Source organism: Streptomyces sp. NPDC043952 (genome assembly GCF_056435325.1).
Window position 1 is genome coordinate 70,864 of the sequence record NZ_JBWKES010000004.1, and the last position, 25,660, is coordinate 96,523.

The window sequence follows — 25,660 nt, forward strand, 5'->3', positions numbered from 1 at the left end:
TCAGCCCTCGTCGTCGCTCGCGGGCTCCGCGTTGCGCCAGACGGTCAGGTCGACCGTGATGTAGTCGCTCGGGCTGTCGCGGCCGGCCCTGCCGCGGTAGGTGATCAGGCCGATGTGGCCGGAACGCGTGTACACGCAGACCTGCGAGCCCTTGCTGAGCTGCGAGAGGTGGACGCGCTCGGCGTACCGGGTGACCTTGCGGCAGGTGGCCAGCGAACCGTGCTCGGCGTTGTTGAGCAGGACGACCTTGTCGCTGTAGCTGCCGACGGCGGGGGAGTCGTCGTCGCTCTCGTCGTACTCGGCGTAGTAGAAGTCCGCGGTGTCCTCGTACCAGGGGGAATTGCCGTCCCCGGTGACCGGCTTCGGCGGCGAGTCGGCGAACCGTATCCAGTAGCCCTTGGGGATGTTGATGCCCTTGAAGCTGACCGGTTTCGGGTCGGGGCGGTGCTTGCCGGACGCGCTGGAGGAGGTGCGCGAGGAGCCGTCGTCCGAGGTGTCGCCGAGGTGGCTGAGCACCGAGACGCAGCCCGCGCCCCACAGCAGGGCGGCCGTGATGGCGGCGCCGATGGCGATCTTCCGCCCGACGCTCCGCTTCGGCTTGGGCGGCTGCCAGGCGTAGGGCTGGACGTACGGGGGGTACGGCCGCGGCGGCGCCGGGTGCTGGTACCGCGGGCCGTGGGGCGGCTGCGCCGGGGGCGGGACGGCCGGGCCCGTAGTCGCGGTGGGGGCGGCGTGGACCGGCGTCCCCTGGGCGGGGCCCGGCGGCAGCGGTGCCGGTGTGGGGGCGTCGAGCCGGGTCACGGGCGCGGTGGGCGGCACGGTGGCCGGTGCGGCCGTCGGGGCCGCCGCGAGCGCGGCCGAGGCGGAGGCCCGCTGGGTGATCTGCGCGGTGAGCGCCTTCGGCAGCCAGGAACCGGACTGCCGCAGCGGCGCCGGCGACGCCTCCTGGCAGAGCGCGACCACTTCGGCGGGGGTCGGCCGTGCGGCCGGGTCCTTCGCCAGACACCGTGCCACGAAGGCCAGTTCGGCGGGCAGCCCGGCGAGGTCCGGCTCCTCGTGCACGATCCGGTACAGCACCGCGTGCGAGGGACCGTCGCCGTACGCGCCCTGGCCGCGCGCCGCGAACACCGCGACCTGGCCGAGCGCGAACACGTCCGAGGCGGGCGTGACGGGCCGCCCGGCCGCCTGCTCCGGCGACATGAAGGCCGGGGTGCCGACCGCGACGCCGGTACCGGTCAGCGCGGTGGCGTCGGCGGCGCGGGCGATGCCGAAGTCGATCACGCGGGGGCCGTCCGCGGCCAGCAGCACATTGGACGGCTTCAGATCCCGGTGCACGATGCCCGCGCCATGGATCACCGACAGCGCCTCGGCCGTCCCCGCGAGCAGCAGCAGGATTGACGGCAGCGGCAGCGGGCCGTGCTCGGCGACCGCCGAGGCCAGCGCGGGCCCGGCGACATAGGCGGTGGCCAGCCAGGGCCGGGCGCCCTCGGTGTCGTAGTCGATGACCGGCGCGGTGTACAGGCCCTGCACCCGCTGCGCCGCCCGCACCTCCTGCCGGAACCGGCGCCGGAACTCCGCGTCCTCGCTCAGCTCCGGCCGGACCGTCTTCAGCGCGATCGGATGCCCGCCCGGCGTGTACGACAGGTACACCGTGCCCATGCCGCCCGAACCGAGCCGGGCGGCGAGCCGGTAGCCCGCCACCGTCCGAGGATCACCGCTGTCCAACGGCCGAAGCCCGCCGCCGGTCCCAAGCCCGCTCATCACTTTCCCCCGATGCCCACTGCACGTCCGCCGCCGGTGAAACTCCTGGCGCACGGGGGAGGTTATCGGACCGCCGGTCAGCGCGTGCCGCGCGTCTCGGCCAGCACCGCGTCGGTGAGGACCGGCCACGCCTCGACGGCCCAGGGGCCGAAGGCGCGGTCGGCCAGGGCGGTGCAGGCGAGGCCCGCGTCCGGGTCGATCCACAGGAAGGTGCCGGCCTGCCCGAAGTGGCCGAAGGTGCGCGGCGAGGAGGAACTGCCGGTCCAGTGCGGCGACTTGCCGTCGCGGATCTCGAAGCCGAGGCCCCAGTCGTTCGGGTTCTGGTGGCCGTAGCCCGGCAACACGCCCTTGGTGCCGGGGAATTGGACGGTCATCGCCTCCGCGACCGTACGCGGGTCCAGCAGCCGGGGCGCCTGCACCTCGGCCGCGAACCGCAGCAGGTCCGCCACCGTCGAGACGCCGTCCTTCGCCGGGGAGCCGGCGAGCGAGGTGGACGTCATCCCCAGCGGCTCCAGCACCGCCTGCCGCGCGTAGTCCGCGAACGGGATGTCCGTCGCCTTGGCGATGTGGTCGCCGAGCTGCTCGAACCCGGCGTTGGAGTACAGCCGCCGCTCTCCGGGCGGCGCCATCACCCGGTGCTCGTCGAAGGCGAGCCCCGAGGTGTGCGCCAGCAGCTGCCGCACCGTCGCGCCGGGCGGCCCGGCCGGCTCGTCCAGCTCGATCGCCCCCTCCTCGTACGCCACCAGCGCCGCGTAGGCGGCCAGCGGCTTGGTGACCGAGGCGAGGGGGAAGCGGTGGGCGAGGGGACCATGCGTCCCGAGCACGGTCCCGTCGGCTCGTACGACACCCGCGGCCGCGGTGGGCACGGGCCAGTTCTCGATCGACGCCAGGCTGTTCAACGACATGCCGCCGAGCCTATGCGGCTCACAGCACGAGCCGCATCGACGGGTCGGGATCGCGGGTGAAGCCCAGCGACTCGTACAGCGGCCGGGCGTCCGGCGAGGCGGTGAGCAGGACATGACCGGCGCCCCGCTCCCGGAACCAGGCCAGCAGCTCGTCCATGCACGCCCGCGCGTAGCCCCGGCGCCGGGCGTCCGGGTCGGTGGCCACGCTGAACACGCAGCCGACCCGGCCCCGCGGATCGAGGGGGGTGCCGACGCGGTAGTCCACGGTGCCCGCCGCCAGCGCGGCCAGCGCGCCCGGCCGGTCCGGGGACTCGACGACGAACGCCGCGAAGTCACCGCCGTCGCCGTCGCCGCCTGCCAGCCGCTCGCGCAGCAGCGGCAGGGACTCGGCCTGCCAGCCCGTCTGTCCGGTGAAGCCCGGCCGGTCCAGCGAGTCGATCAGGACCTGACGCAGGCGCAGTACTTCGGCGGCATCCTCGGGCGCGGCCCGGCGTGCGAGACTCATGCCGCGCAGGCTATCCACCGGCCCGGCGCCCGGTCCCGCGGATTTCTTACCGGCTCGGCTTGCTTGGAGCGCACTCCAACGTCATAGCGTTGAGGCATGACGGTGATGCAGACCACGCCTGCGACGCTTGAGGACTCCCACCCCGCCGACATCTGCTCCGCCCGGCCCCCGCGCCACCCGCGCCCGGACGGCCAGGACCGCTACACGATCAGCGAGGTCGTCGCCTGCACCGGCCTGACCGCGCACACGCTGCGCTGGTACGAACGGATCGGCCTGATGCCGCACGTCGACCGCTCGCACACCGGTCAGCGCCGCTACACCAACCGCGACCTGGACTGGCTGGACCTGGTGACCAAGCTGCGGCTGACCGGCATGCCGGTGGCGGACATGGTGAGGTACGCGGAGCTGGTGCGCGAGGGGGCCGGGACCTACCGGGAGCGGCAGGAACTGCTGGAGCAGACCCGCCGGGACGTGCTCGGCCGGATCGCGGAGCTGCGGGACACGCTCGCCGTGCTCGACCGCAAGATCAACTTTTACGCCGACGAGGGGAACAAGCGATGACCGACACCAGGATTCCGACGGCCCGCCTGGGAGCACAGGGACCCGAGGTCGGTGTGCAGGGACTCGGCTGCATGGGCATGAGCTTCGCCTACGGTCCCACCGACGCCGGCCAGGCGCGCGCCGCCCTGGACCGCGCCCTGGAGCTGGGGGTGACCCTCTACGACACCGCCGACGCGTACGGCGCCGGCGAGAACGAGCGGTTCCTCGCCCCGTTCTTCCGGGCCCACCGCGACCAGGTGGTGATCGCCACCAAGTTCGCCCTGTCCATCCCGGAGGACGACCCGACCAAGCGGATCATCCGCAACGACCCCCCGTACATCCGCGCGGCCGTCGAGGCCAGCCTCCAGCGGCTCGGCGTGGACGTGATCGACCTCTACTACATGCACCGCCGCGATGTGAACGTGCCCATCGAGGAGAGCGTCGGCACGATGGCGGAGCTGGTGCGCGAGGGCAAGGTCAAGCACCTGGGCCTCAGCGAGGTCACCGCCGAGGAGCTGCGCGCCGCGCACGCCGTGCACCCGATCGCGGCCGTGCAGTCGGAGTGGTCCCTGTTCAGCCGGGACATCGAGGCGCATGTCGTGCCCGCCGCGCGGGAGCTGGGCGTCGCCCTGGTGCCGTACTCGCCGCTCGGCCGGGGCTTCCTCACGGGCGCGTTCGCCGACGCGGCCAAGGACCTGTCGGCCGACGACTTCCGCCGCCAGCAGCCCCGCTTCACCGGTGACAACGCCGCCGCCAACGCGGCCCTCCTGGAGCCGCTGCGCGCCATCGCCGCCGCCCATGACGCCACCCCGGCGCAGATCGCCCTGGCCTGGGTGCAGCAGCGCGCCGCGGTCGACTCCCTCCCGGTGATCCCCATTCCGGGCACCCGCAAGGCGAGCCGGGTGGAGGAGAACGTGGCCGCGACCCGCATCACCCTGACCGAGGACGAATTCGACCGGCTGGAGCCGATCGCGGGCAAGGTGGCGGGCGACCGGTACGCGGACATGACGTTCACGTCGGCGGGCCGGGAGGCGTAGGGCGGCCCCGGAGGGGCGCGGGGAATAGCGCGATGACCACATCGCAACCGCGCCCCGACCTCGCCGGAACCCCGCCGGACCCGGCGGACGCCTCAGAGTTCGGCCAGCAACTCGGCCTTCTTGCCGGCGAATTCCTCGTCGGTCACCAGCCCGGCCTGGTGCAGCTCCCCGAGATGCCTGATCCGCTCGGCGATGTCCGCGGGGTCGCGGCGGCACTGCGACACCGCGGGCACCGGCCGGCGCGCGCGGACGGCCGCGAGCACCGCCGCGGCGAACGGCAGCGACTCGTGCACCGGGCCGTAGCCCAGCCCGAACACCACCGCCGCGGGGTCCTGGTCGGGTTCCGGCACCGGCTCCGTGCCCGCGGCGCGCAGCCGCAGGAACCCCTCCAGGGCCTCCGGCGAGCGCCACTCCACCCCGCTGAGGTCGGCGACCGCGTAACTCTGGTCGCCGGCCTTCCACTTGGCCGTGGACGCGCCCGTCCAGGACCAGCGGAACTGCACGGACGTCCCGTCGAACGCCGCCTTCCCGTCGTACGCCTTGAACTGGAGCGGCGCCGCGGGCGCGGCCACCAGATACCGGTCGGCCGGCCCCGACTCCGTCAGCCGCGCCGCCAGTTCCCCGGCGCAGGACGCCGCCCGGGCCTCCCGCTCGGCCGGCACGACCAGCCGGTACGGGTCGGAACCCTCCTTCAGCTGCCCGTCCGCCGCGTCCATGAGTGGATCCGCGCCCGCTCGGGGCACCAGCCGCAGGACGAGGGTGCCGCGCTTGCCCGGCGCGAGCGTGACCTCTTCCAGCGCGGACAGCGGAATCCGCCGCTCTCCGAGCGCCTGGAACAATTTCGGTGCTCGAATCCCCCGTTCGTAGCGGATGAGCACGGAGTCGGACTCGAACTCCCAGACGGCATGAAAACCCGCCAGTACGTCACCCATGCGGCTCATCGTATGCGGCCCGTCCCCCTCCGTCGCCACCTTCGCGGACCGCACTTCCTGCTGTCTCTACGCGCGTTGGGCCGTCGTGGCGGCGGGCAGACCGGAGCGGCACCCGTCACTTCCGTCGGCGCACGTCACCGCGGAGTACGCGCCGGTGCCGATGTCGGCGAGGTTGCGCAGGCTGTCCGTACCCGGTGTGAAGTACCCGGCGTGGCCCTGCGCGTCCCGCGCGGACAGCACCCGTGCGCCGAAGCCGGCGGCGACCGGATCGGCGCCGTGCCCGAGCCCGCCCAGCTCCAGGTACGGCACGTCCTGGATCCAGTCGGTGGCGTCCCGCATGGCCCACACCCGCGCGGTGGTGCCCAGGTCGGCGGCCTTGGAGGTGCGCATGCCGGGGCTGGCGGCCACCGCTATGTCGGCGACCCGTGCGGGCATGTCGTGCGCGGCGACCCCGCACAGCACGGAGCCGTAGCTGTGGCAGAACAGCGACACCGGGGAGCGGCCGGGCAGGGCCCGCAGCAGCGCGTTCAGCCGCAGGGAGCCCTCCGCCGCGCGCGCCCCGGTGGCCGCGTCCACGCCGAGGCCGTCGGGGGCGGTGTAGTCGGCCCAGGCGATCACGGCCGTACGCGTCTTCGGGGCCGCGGTGCGCTCCGCCGCGTACAGCGCCTTGGCCATGCCGACCGGGGCGGTGTAGGGGCGGTTGGTCTTCTGGAAGGTGAGCAGATCGGTGTCCACGCCGGGGACGACGACCGAGATCCGCTGCGCCGTGGTCAGGTTCCCGAACACCTCGGCGATGCGGCCGGTGCCCGCCGGGTCGAAGGACAGGATCTGGCGGCCGGGGGTCAGCAGCGACTCGTAGCGGTGCATACGGCGGCCCGCGTCCTGCTGGCCGGCCGTGTTGAGCCGGTTGTCGTGCATCCGTTCGCGCTCGACGTCGCGCTGCTGCTCCAGGGCGATGTGGTTCGCCTGGTAGCGCAGGGCGACCGGCGCGCCGTTCATGTTGCCCACCGCGAGTGGATAGCGGTGGGCGAGGCGGGCGCGGTCCTGTGCGGAGAGCGAGACGAAGAAGCGGGTGAGCCGCGCGGGGCCGGCCTCGGGATCCGGCAGCCGCTGTCCGTGCAGGGTGCCGTGCGTCCACTTGTCGAGCGACGCCTGGAGCGCGCCCGACTCGCGGTGGGTGTGCAGAGCGGTCCAGCCGGTGGTGGCGAGCATCACGAACACGACGGCCAGCGCCAGCATCGCGCGCCAGACGTTGAGTTGCGGGGAGGAGGGGTCGAAGGAAGTCACTGGGAGGACACACTAGGAGAACGAGACGGTCTCGCGGTAACCCAGTGACCGGGATCACGTTTCGGCGGAGATCGAACACGCGGAGAACGATCTTTTCGGCCTGTCCCGGTCGATCCGCCGAACACCCCATCCGCGGTCCCCCGGACGCACTTCGGTCGATCTTCCCGACGTGGTGCCAACGGCCTCAGCTGGTGCGCCAGTTCCCCTGGAGGGCCGAACTCACCTGATCGAGGTAGGCGGCGGTAAGTGATCTGACGGCCTCCAGGCTGAAGTCCCGGCCCAGGCACCACTGTCGTTCCGTGACCCGAATCACCCCGCTGAACACCGCCACCGCGAGCCGCGGCCGGGGGTCCGTGTCCACGTCCACACCCTCCCGCTCGGCCAGCAGCCGGGCGAGCGACTCCTCGACGGCGGTCGAGCGGCGCAGATGGGCGGCGAGCAGCGCGGGCGTCGACTCGATCGTCCGGTACATGCGCAGATACAGCTCCATCGGCACGGTGGACTCGACGGTCTCCCGGATCGGCTCCCCGTCCTGGAGGACGGCCTGCCGCAGCGCCTCCATCGGCGCCTCGTGCGGCGGCCGGGCGCGCAGCGCGGACAGGAAGAGGGCCTCCGTCATCTCCTGCACCGCGAAGGCCGCGTCCTCCTTGCCCGCGAAATAGCGGAAGAAGGTGCGCTGCGAGACCTCGCAGGCCGCGGCGATCTCGTCCACCGTCGTGCGCTCGTACCCCTGGGTGGTGAACAGTTCGAGAGCGGCCCGCAGCAGCGACTCCCGAGTACGCCGCTTCTTGCGTTCGCGCAGCGTCTCCATGGCCTCTCCACGGCCCCTTTCCGGACGTCCGGCCTGATCGGAGCGGATCGGCCGTGGACCGACAGTCTGCCCTGTCAGTCACCGACTTATGAAATTGTTTGTCAACTGTCAGTGGCTGTCACTAGTCTCGAACGCATGACTGGTCAGACCACCATCGACGCGACGGGGCCGGGCGACGGAGCCCCGTCGGCCCCGGCGGAGCGGGCCGCGCCCACCGGGATGCGCGGCCACCCGTGGCTCACCCTGATCACCGTGGCCGTAGGGGTCATGATGGTGGCCCTGGACGGCACCATCGTGGCCATCGCCAACCCGGCCATCCGCGACCATCTGCACGCGACCTTCGCCGATGTGCAGTGGATCACCAACGCCTACTTCCTCGCCCTCGCGGTCACCCTGATCACCGCGGGCAAGCTCGGTGACCGCTTCGGGCACCGGCAGACCTTCCTCATCGGCGTGACCGGCTTCGCCGCCGCCTCCGGCGCGATCGGGCTGTCCCACAGCATCGCCGCGGTCATCACCTTCCGCGTCTTCCAGGGCCTGTTCGGCGCGCTGCTGATGCCGGCCGCGCTCGGCCTGCTGCGGGCCACGTTCCCGGCCGAGAAGCTCAACATGGCCATCGGCATCTGGGGCATGGTGATCGGCGCGTCCACCGCGGGCGGCCCGATCCTCGGCGGCGTGCTCGTGCAGCACGTCAACTGGCAGTCGGTGTTCTTCATCAATGTGCCGGTCGGCGCGATCGCCCTGGTCCTCGGCCTGCTGATCCTGCTCGACCACCGCGCGCACAACGCCCCGCGCTCCTTCGACGTGCTCGGCATCGCCCTGCTGTCCGGCGCGATGTTCTGCCTGGTCTGGGCCCTCATCAAGGCGCCGGGCTGGGGCTGGGGCGACGGCAGGACCTGGGGCTTCATCGCCGCCTCGGTCCTCCTCTTCGCGTTCTTCGCGTTCTGGGAGACCAAGGTCGCCGAACCGCTCGTCCCGCTCGGCCTGTTCCGCTCCGTGCCGCTGTCGGCCGGTGTGGTCCTGATGGTCCTGATGGCCATCGCCTTCATGGGCGGCCTGTTCTTCGTGACCTTCTACCTCCAGAACGTGCACGGGATGTCCCCGGTCAACGCGGGCCTGCACCTGCTGCCGCTCACCGGCATGATGATCGTCGCCTCGCCGCTCGCCGGCGCCGCGATCACCAAGCTCGGCCCGCGCATCCCGCTGGCCGGCGGCATGGCCGCGACCGCGATCGCCATGTACGGCATGTCCACGCTCAAGGCCGGTACCGGCAGCGGCGTGATGTCGATCTGGTTCGCCCTCCTCGGCCTCGGACTCGCGCCGGTCATGGTCGGCGCGACCGAGGTCATCGTGGGCAACGCGCCCATGGAGCTGTCCGGTGTCGCCGGTGGTCTCCAGCAGGCCGCCATGCAGATCGGCGGCAGCCTCGGTACGGCGGTGCTCGGCGCGGTGATGGCGTCCAAGGTCGACAGCGCGCTGCCGGGCAACTGGTCCCACGCGGGGCTGCCGCCGCTGACGCCGGCCCAGCTGGACCAGGCGTCGGAGGCGGTGCAGGCCGGTGTGGCGCCGGTGCAGAAGGGAATACCGGCGCCGGTCGCCGCCAAGATCATTTCCGTGGCGCACGACACGTTCATCTCCGGGATGAGCCTCGCGTGCCTGGTGGCCGCGGGCGTCGCCGTGGTCGCGGTCCTGGTCGCCCTGCTCACCAAGCGCGGGGACAACGCGGAGGCGGGGGCGGGCGTGGGTCATATCTGACCCGCGGTCGCCCGGCCGGGTGATGTGCGGGGCGTTCGCTGGCGTGGCGCGGCCGGGGCGGGACAGAGTTTCCACCGGCAGCCGGGTTTGCAGACGCGCACGGCAGGAGGGGGGCGGTGCGCGTCTGTGAACCGCCGAGGGGGCCGCCGGTGAGGGTGCAGGTTGTGTGCCGGCTGCGGATGCGCCGTGGCTGGTCGCGCAGTTCCCCGCGCCCCTTCAGGGCGCAGGCGGCACCCGGCCGGCGCCGGTACGCGACCCGACGCCCGGCCCGCCGCAGCCGACCCGCGCCCCCTACGGCACCGTCACGCGTCGCCCCCGGCAACACCCGGATGCGCTGCGGACACGTCCAGCACCCGATACCGGTCGATCGCCTGCTTCAGCACCGAGCGATCCACCCGCCCCGCCCGCGCCAGCTCCGTGAGCACCGCCACCACGATCGACTGCGCGTCGATGTGGAAGAAGCGCCGCGCCGCCCCCCGCGTGTCCGCGAAGCCGAACCCGTCGGCGCCGAGCGACTGGTAGGGACCGGGCACCCAGCGCGCGATCTGGTCCGGCACCGACCGCATCCAGTCCGACACGGCCACGAACGGCCCCTCCGAGCCGCTCAGCTTGCGCGTCACGTACGGCACCAGCTGCTCCTCCTCCGGGTGCAGCAGGTTGTGCTGCTCGCAGGCCACCGCCTCCCGCCGCAGCTCGTTCCAGGACGTCGCGGACCACACCGAGGCCCGTACGTTCCAGTCCTCCGCGAGGATCCGCTGCGCCTCGAGCGCCCACGGCACCGCGACACCGGACGCCATGATCTGCGCCGGAACCGCCCCGCCGGGACTGTCGGACAGCTTGTGGATGCCCTTGACGATGCCCTCGACGTCCACTCCGGCCGGCTCCGCGGGGTGCTGGATGGGCTCGTTGTAGACGGTGAGGTAGTAGAAGACGTCCTCGCCGTGCGGGTGCTCCGCCGAGCTGCCGTACATCCGCCGCAGCCCGTCCTGGACGATGTGCGCGATCTCGTAGGCGTACGCCGGGTCGTACGCGACGCACGCCGGGTTCGTGGAGGCCAGCAACTGCGAGTGCCCGTCGGCGTGTTGCAGACCCTCGCCGGTGAGCGTCGTACGACCCGCCGTCGCGCCCAGGACGAACCCGCGCGCCAGCTGGTCGGCCATCTGCCAGAACTGGTCGCCGGTGCGCTGGAACCCGAACATCGAGTAGAAGACGTACACCGGGATCAGCGGTTCGCCGTGCGTCGCGTACGCGGACCCCGCCGCGATCAGCGAGGCCGTGCACCCCGCCTCGGAGATGCCGTCGTGCAGCATCTGGCCCGTCGGCGACTCCTTGTAGGCGAGGAGCAGTTCACGGTCCACCGACTCGTACTGCTGCCCCAGCGGGTTGTAGATCTTCGCGCTCGGGAAGAAGGAGTCCATGCCGAAGGTGCGGTACTCGTCCGGCGCGATCAGTACGAAGCGCCGCCCGATCTCCTTGTCCCGCATGAGGTCCTTGAGCAGCCGCACAAAGGCCATCGTGGTCGCGATGGACTGCTGACCGGTGCCCTTCTTCACGGTCGCGTACGCCTTGTCGTCCGGCAGTGCGAGCGGCTTGGAGCGCACGACGCGCGTGGGGACGTACCCGCCGAGGCCCTTGCGGCGGTCGTGCATGTACTGGATCTCCTCCGAGTTCCGCCCCGGATGGTAGTACGGCGGCAGGCCGGACTCCAGCTCCCGGTCGGAGATCGGCAGGTGCAGCCGGTCCCGGAAGCGCTTCAGGTCGTCGACCGTCAGCTTCTTCATCTGGTGCGTGGCGTTGCGGCCCTCGAAGTTCGGGCCCAGCGTCCAGCCCTTGATCGTCTTGGCCAGGATGACCGTCGGCTGGCCCTTGTGCTCCTTGGCCGCCTTGAACGCCGCGAAGATCTTGCGGTGGTCGTGGCCGCCGCGCCCCAGGTGCAGGATCTGGTCGTCGGTCAGGTTCTCGACCATCGCCCGCAGCCGGTGGTCGTCGCCGAAGAAGTGCTGCCGGATGTACGCGCCGGACTCGGTGGCGTACGTCTGGAACTGCCCGTCCGGTGTCATGTTCATCTTGTTGACCAGGACGCCGTCCCGGTCCTGCGCCAGCAGCGGGTCCCAGGAGCGGTCCCAGATCAGCTTGATCACATTCCACCCGGCGCCCCGGAAGACCGACTCCAGCTCCTGGATGACCTTGCCGTTGCCGCGCACCGGGCCGTCCAGGCGCTGGAGGTTGCAGTTGACCACGAAGGTCAGGTTGTCCAGGCCCTCGCGGGCCGCGAGGGTGAGCTGGCCGAGCGACTCCGGCTCGTCCATCTCGCCGTCGCCCAGGAACGCCCACACATGCGACGCGGAGGTGTCCGCGATGCCGCGCGCCTCCATGTAGCGGTTCATCCGCGCCTGGTAGATCGCGCCCAGCGGGCCGAGGCCCATGGAGACCGTCGGGAACTCCCAGAAGTCCGGCATGGAGCGCGGATGCGGGTAGCTGGACAGTCCGTTCGGGTACGCCGACTTCTCCTGGCGGAAGCCGTCCAGCTGGTTCTCGGTGAGCCGGTCCAGCAGGTAGGCGCGGGCGTAGATGCCGGGGGAGGCGTGGCCCTGGAAGAAGACCTGGTCGCCGCCGTCGCCCTCGTCCTTGCCGCGGAAGAAGTGGTTGAAGCCGACGTCGTAGAGGGACGCCGAGGAGGCGAAGGTGGCGATGTGGCCGCCCACGCCGATGCCGGGCCGCTGGGCGCGCGAGACCATCACGGCCGCGTTCCAGCGGGTCGCGTTCAGGATCCTGCGCTCGATCTCCTCGTTGCCCGGGAAGAACGGCTCGCTCTTGGTCGGGATCGTGTTGACGTAGTCCGTGCTGCGCATCTCGGGCACGGCCACGCGCTTCTCACGGGCCCGCTCGATCAGCCGCAGCATGAGATAGCGGGCCCGCTCCCGGCCGCGCTCGTCCACGACGGCGTCGAGGGAGTCGAGCCACTCCTGGGTCTCTTCGGGATCGAAGTCAGGAACCTGACTCGGAAGGCCGCCAATGATGATCGGGGTGCGATCGGATCCGGAAGCCACGCTGTTCCTTACCTGTCGGAGGGGCGGTTGTCGCTGCTCGTGCCCTACTGCTCGTCGGCACTGCCGCTCATGCCTACTGCCAGTGCCCGCGCCGTTCCCCATCGTGTACCGCGGGGGGACGTCCGTCATCTCCACCGTCGCCACCCCGCGTACCGCCGGAGCACACCGCCGGTCAAAACGCAACGATACGCCCGAGGTGTGACGCGCTTGGCAAAGTTGTTCGACGGTTCCGGCGGCGGGGGATTCCGCTGAGGGCAAACCGGGCACATGCGGGTGATGTGGGTGGCGCGGAATCGAGATACGGTGCCAGGAGTTGCCACGACACGGCCGGTATCGTCACCGTTTCGGCGGTCAGGACGGCCGGGTACTTGCGCTATCCGCCCCGCCCGTGTGGACTACGGCCAATGCTTCGCGCACGCGCGTGGCTGAGATATTCACCAGACATGATCAGGAGGCAACCCGTGAGCGCGACCGCGGACCACGCGGAGGAGCGGACGAACCCTGCCGCCAGGCTGGGGTTCCAGCCCGGACAGGTGGTCCAGGAGATCGGCTACGACGAGGACGTCGACCAGGAACTCCGCCAGGCCATCGAGGACGCCATCGAGGGCGACCTGATGGACGAGGAATACGACGACGTGGCCGACGCCGTCGTGCTCTGGTTCCGTGACGACGACGGCGACCTGACAGATGCGCTGGTGGATGCCACCACGTACATCGAAGAGGGCGGCGCGATCCTGCTCCTCACGCCGAAGACCGGCCGTTCGGGATACGTCGAGCCGAGCGACATCTCGGAAGCCGCGACGACGGCCGGCCTGACCGCCGCCAAGAGCGTCAGCGTCGGCAAGGACTGGAGCGGCAGCCGGCTGGCCACGCCGAAGGCGGCCAAGTCGAAGCGGTGACCGCGACCGGACGGGCCGGATCTCGCCCCGGCCCGTCCGGAACCCAGGTGATCGCTGCGTAGGGTGGACCCGAGCGTTTGCTGTGCTCTCACCCGAACAGCCCACCGAAGGGAAGCACCACATGGCGATCCAGGTCGGCGACAAGGCACCCGACTTCGAGCTCAAGGACAACCACGGCCGCACCGTGCGGCTCGCCGATTTCCGCGGCGAGAAGAACGTGGTCCTGCTCTTCTACCCCTTCGCCTTCACCGGCGTGTGCACCGGCGAGCTGTGCGAGCTGCGCGACAACCTGCCGAAGTTCGCCGACCGCGACACGCAGCTGCTCGCCGTCTCGAACGACTCCATCCACACCCTGCGGGTCTTCGCCGAGCAGGAGGGCCTGGAATACCCGCTGCTCAGCGACTTCTGGCCGCATGGCAACGTCTCGCGCGAGTACGGCGTCTTCGACGAGGACAAGGGCTGCGCGGTGCGGGGCACCTTCATCATCGACAAGGAAGGCGTCGTGCGCTGGACCGTGGTGAACGGGCTGCCGGACGCGCGTGACCTGAACGAGTACGTGAAGGCGCTCGACACCCTCTAGTCGGCCGGTCGGCCGAACCTGGGAACCTTCGGGTCCAGGGTCTGCGGGGGGCGGGAACTCGTCACTAGGATCGGCTCGTTGATCCCATATCCGAAGCACGACGGGGCTCCCCGCCCCTCGACACCACATGGAGGACTCGTGGGAGTCAGCCTCAGCAAGGGCGGCAACGTCTCGCTGACCAAGGAGGCCCCGGGCCTGACCGCCGTCATCGTCGGACTCGGCTGGGACGTGCGCACCACGACCGGTACGGACTTCGACCTCGACGCGAGCGCGCTGCTGCTGAACACCTCCGGCAAGGTCATCAGCGACCAGCACTTCGTCTTCTTCAACAACCTCAAGAGCCCCGACGGCTCCGTGGAGCACACCGGCGACAACATCACCGGTGAGGGCGAGGGCGACGACGAGCAGATCAAGATCAACCTCGCCGCCGTCCCCGCCGACGTCGACAAGATCGTGTTCCCGGTGTCGATCTACGACGCGGAGAACCGCCAGCAGTCCTTCGGCCAGGTGCGCAACGCGTTCATCCGCGTCGTCAACCAGGCCGGCGAGACCGAGATCGCCCGCTACGACCTCAGCGAGGACGCCTCCACCGAGACCGCCATGGTCTTCGGTGAGCTGTACCGCAACGGCGCGGAGTGGAAGTTCCGCGCCATCGGCCAGGGCTACGCGTCCGGGCTGCGCGGCATCGCCCAGGACTTCGGCGTCAACGTCTGACGTCCACGGCTGGCACACCGTCCGGCGCCGCGCCGTTTACGGCCGGCGCCGGACGCGCAGGAAACAGGAAGCACCGTCAGGGGAGGACCAGCAAACATGGGCGTGACGCTCGCCAAGGGGGGCAATGTCTCCCTCTCCAAGGCCGCACCGAACCTCACCAACGTCATGATCGGGCTCGGCTGGGACGCGCGCTCCACCACCGGCGCCCCCTTCGACCTGGACGCGAGCGCGCTGCTGTGCGGCGCCAACAACCGGGTGATGGGCGACGAGTGGTTCGTCTTCTACAACCAGCTCAAGAGCCCGGACGGCTCGGTCGAGCACACCGGGGACAACCTCACGGGTGAGGGCGAGGGCGACGACGAGTCGATCCTGGTGGACCTCGCCAAGGTGCCGCCGCAGTGCGAGAAGATCATCTTCCCGGTCTCCATCCATATGGCCGACGAGCGCGGCCAGACCTTCGGACAGGTCTCCAACGCGTTCATCCGCGTGGTCAACCAGTCCGACGGCCAGGAGCTCGCGCGCTACGACCTCAGCGAGGACGCCTCCACCGAAACCGCCATGATCTTCGGCGAGCTGTACCGCTACCAGGGCGAATGGAAGTTCCGGGCGGTCGGTCAGGGGTACGCGTCGGGGCTGCGCGGCATCGCTCTAGACTTTGGGGTCAACGTTTCGTAAAGCCGTGCTCGGCGCGGGGGAGACCCTCAGGGGAGGCGCCCCCACAACACGATGGGGTAACCAGTGCTACTGAAAACCTTCGGCTGGTCGTTCGCGGTCACCGCGATCGGCTTGGTGGCCGCCGTCTTCTACGGGGGGTGGCAGGCCTTCGGGGTCGTGGCGATCCTCGCCGTCCTGGAGATCTCGCTGTCCTTCGACAACGCGGTGGTCAACGCCGGAATCCTGAAGAAGATGAACGCCTTCTGGCAGAAGATCTTCCTCACGGTCGGCGTCCTCATCGCCGTCTTCGGCATGCGGCTGGTCTTCCCCGTCGTCATCGTGGCCATCACCGCCAAGCTCAACCCGGTCGACGCGGTGCACCTCGCCTTCGCCGACAAGGACCGTTACCAGCAGCTGGTCACCGACGCCCACCCGGCGATCGCGGCCTTCGGCGGCATGTTCCTGCTGATGATCTTCCTGGACTTCATCTTCGAGGACCGGGACATCAAGTGGCTCCAGTGGATCGAGCGGCCGCTCGCCAAGCTCGGCAAGGTCGACATGCTGTCGGTCTGCATCGCCCTGATCGTCCTGCTGATCACCTCCTTCACCTTCGCCACCCACGCCCACCAGCACGGCGGCGCGCACGTCGACAAGGCGCAGACGGTCCTGATCTCCGGCATCGCCGGCCTGATCACGTACATGATCGTCGGCGGTCTCTCCGGGTTCTTCGAGGACCGCCTCGAAGAAGAGGAGGAGCGCGAGCACGAGGCGGAGGAAGAGGCCGCCCGCTCGGGCAAGCAGAAGTCGGCCGTGCTGCTGGCCGGCCAGGCCGCGTTCTTCATGTTCCTCTACCTGGAGGTCCTGGACGCGTCCTTCTCCTTCGACGGCGTGATCGGCGCCTTCGCCATCACCAACGACATCGTGATGATGGCCCTCGGCCTCGGCATCGGCGCGATGTACGTCCGTTCGCTCACCGTCTACCTGGTCCGCCAGGGCACCCTCGACGACTACGTCTACCTGGAGCACGGCGCCCACTACGCGATCGGCGCCCTGGCCATCATCCTCATGGTCACCATCCAGCACGAGATCAACGAGGTGATCACCGGCCTCGTCGGCGTCGTCCTGATCGCCCTGTCCTTCTGGTCCTCCGTACGGCGCAACCGGGCCCTCGCGGCGGCCGAGGGCGGCAGCGGGGAGAAGGCCGAGGTCCCCTCCGGGGTGTGACACCCTGATCCATGAGGAACGCTCTGTTCGGGGCGGCGGGCACGGCCGGCCGCCCCGGACGCATGAGGGACGACGACCTGGGGGCGGGACATGGGCTTCTTCGACGGACTGCTGGGCGCTCGCGCGGTCGACTTCGACTCCGGCAACGCGACCAACGCCATCGAGCTCACCAAGCGGCGGCAGTCGGCGTCCCTCACCAAACAGGGCGCGGCCACCGGCCATCTGCGCGTCAACCTCACCTGGCGGATGCGCACCTCCGACTTCGACGCCCAGCGCCCCAGCCTGCTGCGGCACCCCCTCAAGGCCCTGAAGCCGCCGGAGATCCAGGGCCACGGCCAGAGCATGGTCGACGTCGACCTCGACCTGGGCTGCCTGTACGAACTGACCGACGGCACCAAGGGCGTCGTACAGCCGCTGGGCGACTACCTGGGCGACATCAACGCGGCGCCGTACATCAAGATCAGCGGTGACGACCGGTTCGGCTCGGGCTCCGGCGAGACGATGTACATCAACCTCGACCACCGCGAGTCCATCAAACGGATCCTGGTCTTCGTCTACATCTACGACCAGACCCCGGCGTTCGACCGCACGCACGCCATCGTCACCCTCTACCCCAGCAGCGGCCCCCGCCTGGAGATCAGCCTGGACGAACGCCACCCCCAGGCCCGCTCCTGCGCCGTCCTGCTGATCGAGAACGTCAAGGGCGAGCTGATGGTCCGCCGCGAGGTCAAATTCGTCTACGGCTTCCAGGCCGAACTGGACCGGCTGTACGGGTGGGGGCTCCAGTGGGGCCGGGGTTACAAGACGAAGGTCTAGGGCCGGGGCGTGCCCCGTCAGGGGCGCGGGGAACTGCGCGAGCAACCACGATGTGGCCGCAGCCGCCGTACGACCGTGGGTCCCGAGCCATGAGGCGATCTCACCGCCCGATGAACTGCGGGCCCTGCGGCGGCAGCCGGAAGTTCGGGTCCGGGGCGAACGGCGCGGGCGCGGGCCGTGGATAGCCGTACGCCGGGGCCGAGGCCGGCGGGGGGAAGGCGTATCCCGGCTGAGGCGGCACCGCCGACGTCGGCTGCTCCGGGGGCAGCGGCTGGGAGGCCGTCACGCCCTCGTCCGGCGCCGGCTGCTCCGGCTCCTCCGACTCGTCCACCGAGATGCCGAAATCCGTCGCGAGGCCCTTGAGGCCGTTGGAGTAGCCCTCGCCCAGCGCCCGGAACTTCCAGCCCTCCCCGCGGCGGTACAGCTCGCCGCAGATCATCGCCGTCTCCGCACCGGTCTCCGGCTTGATCTCGAACACCGCCCACGGCTCGCCGTCGGCGACGGCCGCGTCGTACAGCGTGATGCTCAGATTCGGCACCTGGTCGAAGGTGACCCCGTCCGCGGACGCCACCAGCAGGATCCGTCCGATCTCCGGCTCGACCCCCGCCAGCTCCGACTGGATCGTGTCGGTCAGCCCCTCGGCGACCCGCTTCTTGCCCAGCCGCCACACCTTCCCCGACGGATGCCGGGGCTGGTTGTAGAACACGAAGTCCTCGTCCGAGCGCACACGGCCGTCCGGGCCCAGCAGCAGCGCCGAGGCGTCCACGTCCGGGACCGACGTGCCCGGTGTCCAGCGCAGCACGGCGCGCACCGTGGTGGCCTCCAGCGGGACGTTCGACCCTTTCAGCATCGCGTGCGTCATGCCCGTCATCCTGCCCTCTCGGCCCTGGCCACGACAATGCGGGGGGTGCCGGCGGCCGACACAGTGGAGTTACCGGAAATTCACGCCAGGAGGGAACCCCGGACAGGTCGCCCTACGTACTATTACCGGCCACCCTTTACCGAATCCTCAATCACTGGGCCGCATCTCCTGGGGGAGTCCTATGCGTCATTTCGGGCACATCGCCCCCGAGGCCCGGCAGCGCCTCTTCCACCGGGAGCCCTGCGCGTTCACCGCCGGCTCCCCGGCCGGACTGCTCGCCGCCGCCCTCGGCGCCACGCTGTACAGCCCGGCCACCCGGCCGCGGCTCGCCGACGACGTCCTCAAACAGGCGGGCAACGGCGTGGTCTCCATGGTGCTGTGCCTGGAGGACTCCATAGGCGACGCGGACGTCGCGGCCGGCGAGGAGAACCTGGTCCGCCAGTTCGCCGACCTCGACTCCCGGCCGGGCGCACAGCCCCCGCTGCTGTTCATCCGGGTGCGCACCCCCGAGCAGATCCCCGACCTGGTCCGCCGCCTCGGCCCGTCCGTGCGGCTGCTGTCCGGATTCGTGCTGCCCAAATTCACCGGGGAGCGCGGACTGCCCTTCCTGGAGGCCCTGACCGCCGCCGAGGCCGACGCCGGGCACCGGCTGTTCGCCATGCCGGTCCTGGAATCCCCGGAGCTGCTCTACCGCGAGTCGCGCGTGGAGACCCTGGAGGGCATCTTCCGCGCCGTCGACAAGTACCGCGACCGCGTCCTCGCGCTGCGCCTCGGCGTCACCGACTTCTGCTCCTCCTACGGCCTGCGCCGCGCCCCCGACATGACCGCGTACGACGTCCAGGTCGTCGCGTCCGTCATCGCCGACGTGGTGAACATGCTGGGCCGCGCCGACGGCACCGGGTTCACCGTCACCGGGCCCGTGTGGGAGTACTTCCGCCTCTCCGAGCGCATGTTCAAGCCCCAGCTGCGGCAGAGCCCCTTCCTGGAGGTGCAGGCCGCCGGGCTGCGCGCGAAGCTGCTGGAGCACGCCATGGACGGGCTGCTGCGGGAGATCTCCCTGGACCAGGCCAACGGCCTGCTCGGCAAGACCTGCATCCACCCCTCCCACGTCCTGCCCGTGCACGCGCTGTCCGTGGTCAGCCACGAGGAATACAGCGACGCCCAGGACATCCTGCGGCCGGAACGCGGCGGCGGGGGCGTCCTCAGGTCCGCCTACACGAACAAGATGAACGAGGTGAAACCCCACCGCGCCTGGGCCGAGCGCATCCTGCTGCGCGCCGAGGTGTTCGGCGTCGCGCGCGAAGACGTCAACTTCGTGGAACTGCTCGCCGCCGGAATACCCGACTGACCACCTCTGTCCGGGGAAACACAGCAAGGAACGCATGAACAACGCAGTGAACGACGGCATCTGGTCCGGCAGCTGGGTCGCCGACCGGCTCGGAGTCAAACTGGAGGGCGCCGACGGCCGAAGCGGCGCGGACCTGCGGGCCATGCTGGGCCTCGCCCTGCGCCGCAACCCCAAGCGGGCCCATCTGCTGGTCTCCCACGTGCTCGGCAAGCACGTCCCGCAGACGCCTTCGGTGGTGTACGGCCACGGGGTGCGGCTCGGCCGCCGGGTGCACGCGCTGCTGGGCCCGGCCGAGGCGGCCCGCGCGGTCGTCCTCGGGTACGCGGAGACCGCGACGGGACTCGGGCACGCGGTGGCCGACGGGCTCGGCACGGCGCCGTACCTGCACTCCACCCGGCGGCCGGTCGCCGGGGTGGCCCCCGCGGGCGGGTTCGAGGAGTCGCACTCCCATGCCACCTCGCATCTGCTGCTGCCGTCGGATCCGGGACTGCTGGCCGGGGACGGGCCGCTGGTGCTGGTGGACGACGAGTTCTCCACCGGGAACACGGTGCTGAACACGATCCGCGATCTGCACGCCCGGTATCCGCGGCGGCGGTACGTGGTGGTCGCGCTGGTGGACATGCGCTCGGCGCGGGACGTCCGGCGGCTGGAAGGGTTCGCGAAGGAGCTCGGGGCGCGGGTGGATCTCGTGTCCGCCGCGTCCGGGGTGGTGACGCTGCCCGCGGACGTGCTGGAGAAGGGGCAGGCGCTGGTCGCGCGGTACGAGAGCGGGGGCGGCCCGGACGTGCCCGCCCGCGCGGCCAAGCCGCGGAAGGTACCGACCAGCGCCCCCGCAAGGGTGGACCTGGACTGGCCGGCCGGCCTCCCCGACGGGGGCCGGCACGGGTTCACCCCCGCCCACCGGGCCCGCCTCGAAGCCGCCCTCCCCGCGATGGCCGGCCGAATATCCGGCGCCCTCCCCGCCGGCGCCGGGAAGATCCTGGTCCTCGGCTTCGAGGAGCTGATGTACGCCCCCCTCCGGCTCGCCGGTGAGCTGGAGCGGGTGCTGGACGGCGAGGTGCGGTTCTCCACCACCACACGGTCGCCGGTGCTCGCGGTGGACGATCCGGGGTACGCGATCCGCAGCCGTATCGTCTTCCCCGCGCACGACGAGCCGGCCGACGGGCCCGGAGAGCGCTACGCCTACAACGTGGCCGGCGGCGGTTTCGACGCCGTCGTCGCCGTGGTCGACTCGGCCGGCGACACCCCCGCGCTGCACGCCCCGGACGGCCTGCTCGCGCGGCTCGCCGAGCAGGTGCCGCACGTACTGCTCGCCGTCGTCCCCTCCTTCGTCCCCGAGCCCCTGGGCGCTCCCGAAAGGCCGGCCATGCTGCCCGAGCCCCTCCGCGGCCCCGCATTCTCCTCGTACCCGCCCGACGAGGTCGGCTGGCTGCTCCAGGACCTCTCCGACGTCACCCTGGAGGCGCCGACCGAGGAGCGCGAGGAGGCCGTCCAGAGCGGCGGGGCGCACTACGCCGAGTCGCTGCCCGTGGAGTACCAGCCCAGCGCGCGGTACCAGGAGCTGTTCCACGCGGCCCTCGCCACCTCGGCCGCCCGGATCGCCCGCGCCGTCGGCGTGGTCACCGACACGGTCCTCACCGAGCGGTCGCCGCGCCCCGTGCTGGTGTCGCTGGCCCGCGCCGGCACCCCGGTCGGCGTGCTGATGCGCCGCTGGGCGCGGTTCCGGCACGGCCTCGAACTGCCGCACTACGCCGTGTCGATCGTGCGCGGCCGGGGCATCGACGCCAACGCGCTGCGCTGGCTCGCCACCCACCACGACCCGCGCGACGTGGTGTTCGTGGACGGCTGGACCGGCAAGGGCGCCATCACCCGCGAACTCGCCCAGGCCGTCGAGGAGTTCGAGCGGAAGGAAGGCATCGGCGGGTTCGACCCTCAGATCGCCGTCCTCGCCGACCCCGGCTCCTGCGTGCGCACCTACGGCACCCGCGAGGACTTCCTCATCCCCTCCGCCTGCCTCAACTCAACCGTCTCCGGCCTGATCTCCCGCACGGTGCTGCGCGCCGACCTGGTCGGTCCCGACGACTTCCACGGCGCGAAGTTCTACCGCGAACTCGCCGCCGACGACCTCTCGGTGGCCTTCCTCGACGCCGTCGAGGCACGCTTCGCCGAGGTCGCCGACAGCGTGGCGGAGGAGGTCAAGGAACTGCTGGCCGAGGACCGCACCCCGACCTGGGCGGGCTGGCGGGCCGTCGAGCGGATCAGCGAGGAGTACGGCATCCACGACGTGAACCTCGTCAAGCCGGGCGTCGGCGAGACCACGCGGGTGCTGCTGCGCCGGGTGCCCTGGAAGATCCTCGCCCACAAGGACGCGGGCGCCGACCTGGACCACGTCCGGCTGCTCGCACAGCAGCGCGGGGTGCCGGTCGAGGAGGTGGACGAACTGCCGTACAGCTGCGTCGGGCTGATCCACCCCCGGTACACGCGCGGGGCGACCGGCGCCGACGGAAAGGCGGTGAACGTCTGATGCCGGTGCTGGTGGCGAGCGACCTCGACCGCACGCTGATCTACTCCTCGGCGGCCCTCGCGCTGACCATGCCGGACGCCCGCGCGCCCCGGCTGCTGTGCGTGGAGGTGCACGAGAGCAGACCGCTGTCGTACATGACCGAGACGGCGGCGCGGTTGCTGACCGACCTCGGGGACGCGGCCGTGTTCGTACCGACCACGACCCGGACCCGCAAGCAGTACCAGCGCATCAACCTGCCGGGACCGCCGCCCGCGTTCGCGATCTGCGCCAACGGCGGCCAGCTGCTGGTCGACGGCGTCACCGACCACGACTGGCACGCCCTGGTGCTGGCCCGGCTCGCCGACGAGTGCGCGCCGCTGGCCGAGGTCCAGGAGCAGCTGACGCGCACCGCCGACCCGGTGTGGCTGCGCAAGCAGCGGGTCGCCGAGGACCTGTTCGCCTACCTCGTGGTCGAGCGCGAGCTGCTGCCCAGGGAGTGGGTGAAGGAACTGGCGGCCTGGGCGGAGGGCCGCGGCTGGACGGTCTCGCTCCAGGGCCGCAAGCTCTACGCCGTCCCCAAGCCGCTCACCAAGAGCGCCGCCGTCCGGGAGGTGGCCCGCCGCACGGGCGCGGAGCTGACCCTGGCCGCCGGCGACTCCCTGCTCGACGCCGATCTGCTGCTGGCCGCGGACCGGGGCTGGCGCCCCGGTCACGGCGAACTGGCCGAGACGGGCTGGCTGGCCCCGGGGATCAGCGCGCTGCCCGAGCGCGGGGTCCTGGCGGGGGAGCGGATCCTGCGGGAGTTCTTGCGGGGGGTCAGGCGGTAGCGCCCCGGCGGCTACCCGCAGCAACCCCCGCCGCAGCACCCTCCGCCACCGGACGCCGGAGCCGGTGAGCCGCCGCTGCCGCCCACCGCCACCGCGGACAGCAGCTTCACCGTGTCCGTGTGCCCGGCCGGGCACGTCGCCGGCGCCGAGGACTCCGACATCGGCCGACTCAGTTCGAATGTGTCGCCGCAGCTCCGGCAGCGGTACTCATAGCGAGGCATGAGCACAGCGTAACGGCGGAGGCGCAGAAGCGCGGCCTCAATGTTTTATGAGTGTTTGGATACAGCAGGTACTCGTGCGGAGGAATCGAAAACTTCGCTGATAACTTGTGAACGGCCGTTGCGAGGACGCTCAGCTCACCGCGCGAGCAAGAGCGAGTGCGGAGGGGAGACGCATGGTGACCGATGCGTCGCAAGGGGAGGGCCGATCCGGCCGGGGAGAGCAGCCGCTCGACGCCGACCAGACCCTCCATCTGAGAGTGGACGCTCTCAGAGCCGACGAGACGATGCAGCTGCGCGTGCCCGCGCCGCCCGAGCCGTCACCCGGCGGCGGGCGGGCCGAGCGCAGGCGCAGCGCGCGCCCCTCCGCGCGGGAGCGCGCCGGCAGCGTGACGGCCCGAATACTGGGCCCGCTCGCGCCACTGACGAGCCGGCTCGCCCCGTACCTGCGCCCGCTCGCGCCCTACGCGCGCCGCCTCAAGCCCGCCTACCCCCGCCCCGGCCGCACCGGCTGGCGGCGCTGGATGCCCTCCTGGCGGCAGTGGCTCGGCGGCACCCTCGCCTCCTTCGGCCTGCTCAGCGTCTTCCTGGTGACCGCGTACGCGCTCACCGACATACCGAGCGACCTGAACTCGTACGCCACCCAGCAGGACAACGTCTACTTCTGGTCCGACGGCACCCCGATGGCCCGTACCGGATGGGTGCAGCGGCAGGCGATGCCCCTGAAGGACATTCCCCCGGACGTCCGCTGGGCGGTGCTCGCGGCGGAGAACGAGACCTTCTACTCCGACCCCGGAATTTCCGTGAAGGGCATCAGCCGGGCCCTGTTCCGCACCGTGGGCGAGGGCGACACCCAGGGCGGCTCCACTATTACCCAGCAGTACGTGAAGAACGTCTATCTGAACCAGAACCAGACGGTCAGCCGTAAGTTCACCGAGGCGATGATCTCGCTCAAGCTCGATAACAAGATGAGCAAGGACAAGATCCTTGAGGGCTATCTCAACACCAGCTGGTTCGGCCGCGGCACCTACGGCATCCAGCGCGCCTCCCAGGCCTACTACGGCAAGGACGTCAGCAAGCTCAACGTGTCCGAGGCGGCCATGCTCGCCGGACTCCTCAAGGGCGCGGGCCTGTACGACCCCACCCTGAGCAAGGCCAACCACCAGCGGGCCGTGGCGCGCTGGTCCTGGATCCTCGACCGCATGGTCAAGATCCACAAGCTGACGCCGGCCCAGCGCGCCCAGTACAAGACGTTTCCCGAGCCGCTGAAGTCCAACCCGCTCTACAACACCGGCGAGCAGAGCGACTACCTGGTGGAGCTGGCCTCCCAGTACGCCAAGAAGGCCGCGCACCTGACCGACCAGCAGTTCGACCTCGGCGGCTACCAGATCTACACCACCTTCGACCGCAAGCGGGAGAAGGCGCTCACCGACGCCGTCACCAAGGCCCGCAAGCAGGCCAGGCGGGACGACCCCGACACCGCGAAGGACGGCCACTACGGGGCCGCCTCCGTCTCCACCGACGGCCGGATCCTCGCCGTCTACGGCGGCCCCGACCACCGCACCCAGGGCTACAACGAGTCCAACGCGACCACCGTCCCGGCCGGCACCGCCTTCCTGCCCTTCGTCTACGCCGCCGGGCTCGAACACGGCGTCCACAAGACCCGCGGCGGACCCGCCACCCCGGTCACCCCCGGCACCGTCTACGACGGCGACGACGCCGTCCCCGTCACCACCCCCGAGGGCCCCTACTGGGACCGCAGCGGCAAGAAGGTCGCCGCGCACAACGACGGCAACATGTCGTACGGCCGGATCACCCTGCGCGAGGCCCTCGCCAAATCGGTGAACACCCCGTTCATGCAGCTCGGCATGGACACCGGCCTCGGCGAGGTCCGCCAGACCGCCCAGGCCTCCGGGCTGCTGTCCGCCAGCATCGGCCCCCAGGTGCCCGCCCTCTCGCTCGGCAGCTCCACGCCCAGCGCCATCCGGATGGCCAGCGGATACGCCACCTTCGCCGCCGACGGCACCCACACGGAGCCGTACTCGGTGCGCCGTATCACCCGCAACGGCGCCCCCGTCGCCCTGGCCACCCCGCGCCCCACCCGCGCGGTCGGCGCCCGGGTCGCCGAGGACGTCGAGCAGGCGCTCACCGACTCCTTCCGCGCCGCCCACCCGGACGTCACCACCCCGGACGTGGCGGGCAAGGCCGGCACCGCCGACCAGGGCACCACCGACGAAGGCGCCGCGGGCCAGAACACCGCAGCCTGGTACGCCGGGACGGCCGGCTCCGTGTCCACGGCGGTCGTCGTCTACCGCATGGACCTGGCCAAGTCCCTGGAACCGCTGCCCCTGAAGGGCCTCGCGGGCGCCACGCCGGACACCGTGCCCTACGCCCTCTGGTCGGCCGCCATGGGCCTGGACTGAGCGCCCCGG

Annotated in this window: 22 protein-coding genes; 13 read left to right on the forward strand and 9 right to left on the reverse strand. The window is 71.2% G+C overall.

Features of this window, described 5'->3' with window-relative positions; translation table 11 throughout:
* From AC069R_RS05805 to AC069R_RS05815, 3 genes are all read right to left on the reverse strand, one after another.
* Positions 1-1,761 carry a serine/threonine-protein kinase gene (locus tag AC069R_RS05805; protein ID WP_478764846.1) on the reverse strand — a complete coding sequence of 587 codons (1,761 nt, stop codon included), beginning with the start codon at positions 1,759-1,761 and terminating at the stop codon, positions 1-3.
* Between the two features lie 77 nt (positions 1,762-1,838).
* Entirely contained in the window at positions 1,839-2,666 is an 828-nt protein-coding gene (locus tag AC069R_RS05810) for a serine hydrolase domain-containing protein (protein ID WP_478764848.1), read from the reverse strand.
* Between the two features lie 19 nt (positions 2,667-2,685).
* The gene (locus AC069R_RS05815) at positions 2,686-3,171 is read right to left on the reverse strand and encodes a GNAT family N-acetyltransferase (RefSeq protein ID WP_478764850.1); all 486 of its coding nucleotides are present in this window, start codon (positions 3,169-3,171) and stop codon (positions 2,686-2,688) included.
* A 96-nt stretch (positions 3,172-3,267) separates the two neighbouring features.
* Here AC069R_RS05815 and AC069R_RS05820 point away from each other — a divergent pair, with 96 nt between their 5' ends.
* Complete coding sequence (locus AC069R_RS05820; RefSeq protein WP_478764851.1) at positions 3,268-3,732, forward strand: MerR family transcriptional regulator; 465 nt, start codon at positions 3,268-3,270, stop codon at positions 3,730-3,732.
* Positions 3,729-4,748, forward strand: coding sequence for an aldo/keto reductase (locus AC069R_RS05825; protein WP_478764853.1), 1,020 nt, complete (start codon positions 3,729-3,731; stop codon positions 4,746-4,748). The genes AC069R_RS05820 and AC069R_RS05825 overlap by 4 nt, the downstream gene beginning before the upstream one ends.
* Positions 4,749-4,840: 92 nt before the next feature.
* Here the strand turns inward: AC069R_RS05825 and AC069R_RS05830 are convergent, their stop codons facing one another.
* The 3 genes from AC069R_RS05830 to AC069R_RS05840 form a co-directional block, all read right to left on the reverse strand.
* The gene (locus AC069R_RS05830) at positions 4,841-5,680 is read right to left on the reverse strand and encodes a DUF4429 domain-containing protein (RefSeq protein ID WP_478764855.1); all 840 of its coding nucleotides are present in this window, start codon (positions 5,678-5,680) and stop codon (positions 4,841-4,843) included.
* Positions 5,681-5,746: 66 nt separating this feature from the next.
* Positions 5,747-6,967 carry an alpha/beta hydrolase gene (locus AC069R_RS05835; RefSeq protein WP_478764857.1) on the reverse strand — a complete coding sequence of 407 codons (1,221 nt, stop codon included), beginning with the start codon at positions 6,965-6,967 and terminating at the stop codon, positions 5,747-5,749.
* A 184-nt stretch (positions 6,968-7,151) separates the two neighbouring features.
* Positions 7,152-7,778, reverse strand: a complete 627-nt coding sequence (locus AC069R_RS05840) for a TetR family transcriptional regulator (protein ID WP_478764859.1) — start codon at positions 7,776-7,778, stop codon at positions 7,152-7,154.
* Positions 7,779-7,997: 219 nt separating this feature from the next.
* On the opposite strand from AC069R_RS05840, the gene AC069R_RS05845 reads away from it, so the two are divergent.
* Positions 7,998-9,533: an MFS transporter gene (locus AC069R_RS05845; protein WP_478765285.1), complete on the forward strand. Its 1,536-nt coding sequence runs from the start codon at positions 7,998-8,000 to the stop codon at positions 9,531-9,533.
* A gap of 302 nt (positions 9,534-9,835) precedes the next feature.
* Here AC069R_RS05845 and aceE read toward each other — a convergent pair whose 3' ends face one another.
* Positions 9,836-12,583 carry a pyruvate dehydrogenase (acetyl-transferring), homodimeric type gene (aceE, locus tag AC069R_RS05850; protein ID WP_478764860.1) on the reverse strand — a complete coding sequence of 916 codons (2,748 nt, stop codon included), beginning with the start codon at positions 12,581-12,583 and terminating at the stop codon, positions 9,836-9,838.
* A gap of 461 nt (positions 12,584-13,044) precedes the next feature.
* Here aceE and AC069R_RS05855 point away from each other — a divergent pair, with 461 nt between their 5' ends.
* The 6 genes from AC069R_RS05855 (at position 13,045) to AC069R_RS05880 (ending at position 17,470) form a co-directional block, all read left to right on the forward strand.
* On the forward strand, positions 13,045-13,482 hold the full coding sequence (locus tag AC069R_RS05855) for a DUF3052 domain-containing protein (protein WP_397986130.1): 438 nt from the start codon (positions 13,045-13,047) through the stop codon (positions 13,480-13,482).
* Between the two features lie 121 nt (positions 13,483-13,603).
* On the forward strand, positions 13,604-14,062 hold the full coding sequence (locus AC069R_RS05860; protein WP_478764862.1) for a peroxiredoxin: 459 nt from the start codon (positions 13,604-13,606) through the stop codon (positions 14,060-14,062).
* Between the two features lie 138 nt (positions 14,063-14,200).
* Complete coding sequence (locus tag AC069R_RS05865) at positions 14,201-14,776, forward strand: calcium homeostasis/redox stress adaptation protein (RefSeq protein WP_397986132.1); 576 nt, start codon at positions 14,201-14,203, stop codon at positions 14,774-14,776.
* A gap of 96 nt (positions 14,777-14,872) precedes the next feature.
* On the forward strand, positions 14,873-15,451 hold the full coding sequence (locus AC069R_RS05870; protein ID WP_397986133.1) for a TerD family protein: 579 nt from the start codon (positions 14,873-14,875) through the stop codon (positions 15,449-15,451).
* 63 nt (positions 15,452-15,514) lie between these two features.
* The gene (locus tag AC069R_RS05875) at positions 15,515-16,654 is read left to right on the forward strand and encodes a DUF475 domain-containing protein (RefSeq protein ID WP_478764865.1); all 1,140 of its coding nucleotides are present in this window, start codon (positions 15,515-15,517) and stop codon (positions 16,652-16,654) included.
* Between the two features lie 90 nt (positions 16,655-16,744).
* Complete coding sequence (locus AC069R_RS05880; protein WP_397986135.1) at positions 16,745-17,470, forward strand: Tellurium resistance; 726 nt, start codon at positions 16,745-16,747, stop codon at positions 17,468-17,470.
* Between the two features lie 100 nt (positions 17,471-17,570).
* Here AC069R_RS05880 and AC069R_RS05885 read toward each other — a convergent pair whose 3' ends face one another.
* On the reverse strand, positions 17,571-18,332 hold the full coding sequence (locus tag AC069R_RS05885; RefSeq protein WP_478764867.1) for a TerD family protein: 762 nt from the start codon (positions 18,330-18,332) through the stop codon (positions 17,571-17,573).
* Positions 18,333-18,513: 181 nt separating this feature from the next.
* Here AC069R_RS05885 and AC069R_RS05890 point away from each other — a divergent pair, with 181 nt between their 5' ends.
* The 3 genes from AC069R_RS05890 to AC069R_RS05900 are packed head-to-tail and all read left to right on the forward strand — an operon-like array spanning position 18,514 to position 23,010.
* The gene (locus AC069R_RS05890; protein ID WP_478764869.1) at positions 18,514-19,680 is read left to right on the forward strand and encodes an HpcH/HpaI aldolase/citrate lyase family protein; all 1,167 of its coding nucleotides are present in this window, start codon (positions 18,514-18,516) and stop codon (positions 19,678-19,680) included.
* A 34-nt stretch (positions 19,681-19,714) separates the two neighbouring features.
* Positions 19,715-22,204, forward strand: a complete 2,490-nt coding sequence (locus AC069R_RS05895; protein ID WP_478764870.1) for a phosphoribosyltransferase — start codon at positions 19,715-19,717, stop codon at positions 22,202-22,204.
* Positions 22,204-23,010 (forward strand): HAD family hydrolase, encoded by an 807-nt coding sequence (locus AC069R_RS05900; protein ID WP_478764872.1) that lies wholly within the window; start codon positions 22,204-22,206, stop codon positions 23,008-23,010. The genes AC069R_RS05895 and AC069R_RS05900 overlap by 1 nt, the downstream gene beginning before the upstream one ends.
* Before the next feature lie 11 nt (positions 23,011-23,021).
* Here the strand turns inward: AC069R_RS05900 and AC069R_RS05905 are convergent, their stop codons facing one another.
* Positions 23,022-23,231, reverse strand: a complete 210-nt coding sequence (locus tag AC069R_RS05905) for a zinc ribbon domain-containing protein (RefSeq protein ID WP_397986140.1) — start codon at positions 23,229-23,231, stop codon at positions 23,022-23,024.
* A 173-nt stretch (positions 23,232-23,404) separates the two neighbouring features.
* On the opposite strand from AC069R_RS05905, the gene AC069R_RS05910 reads away from it, so the two are divergent.
* A complete protein-coding gene (locus AC069R_RS05910; RefSeq protein WP_478764874.1) occupies positions 23,405-25,651 on the forward strand; it encodes a transglycosylase domain-containing protein in 2,247 nt (748 codons plus the stop codon).
* The last annotated feature ends 9 nt before the right edge of the window (positions 25,652-25,660 follow it).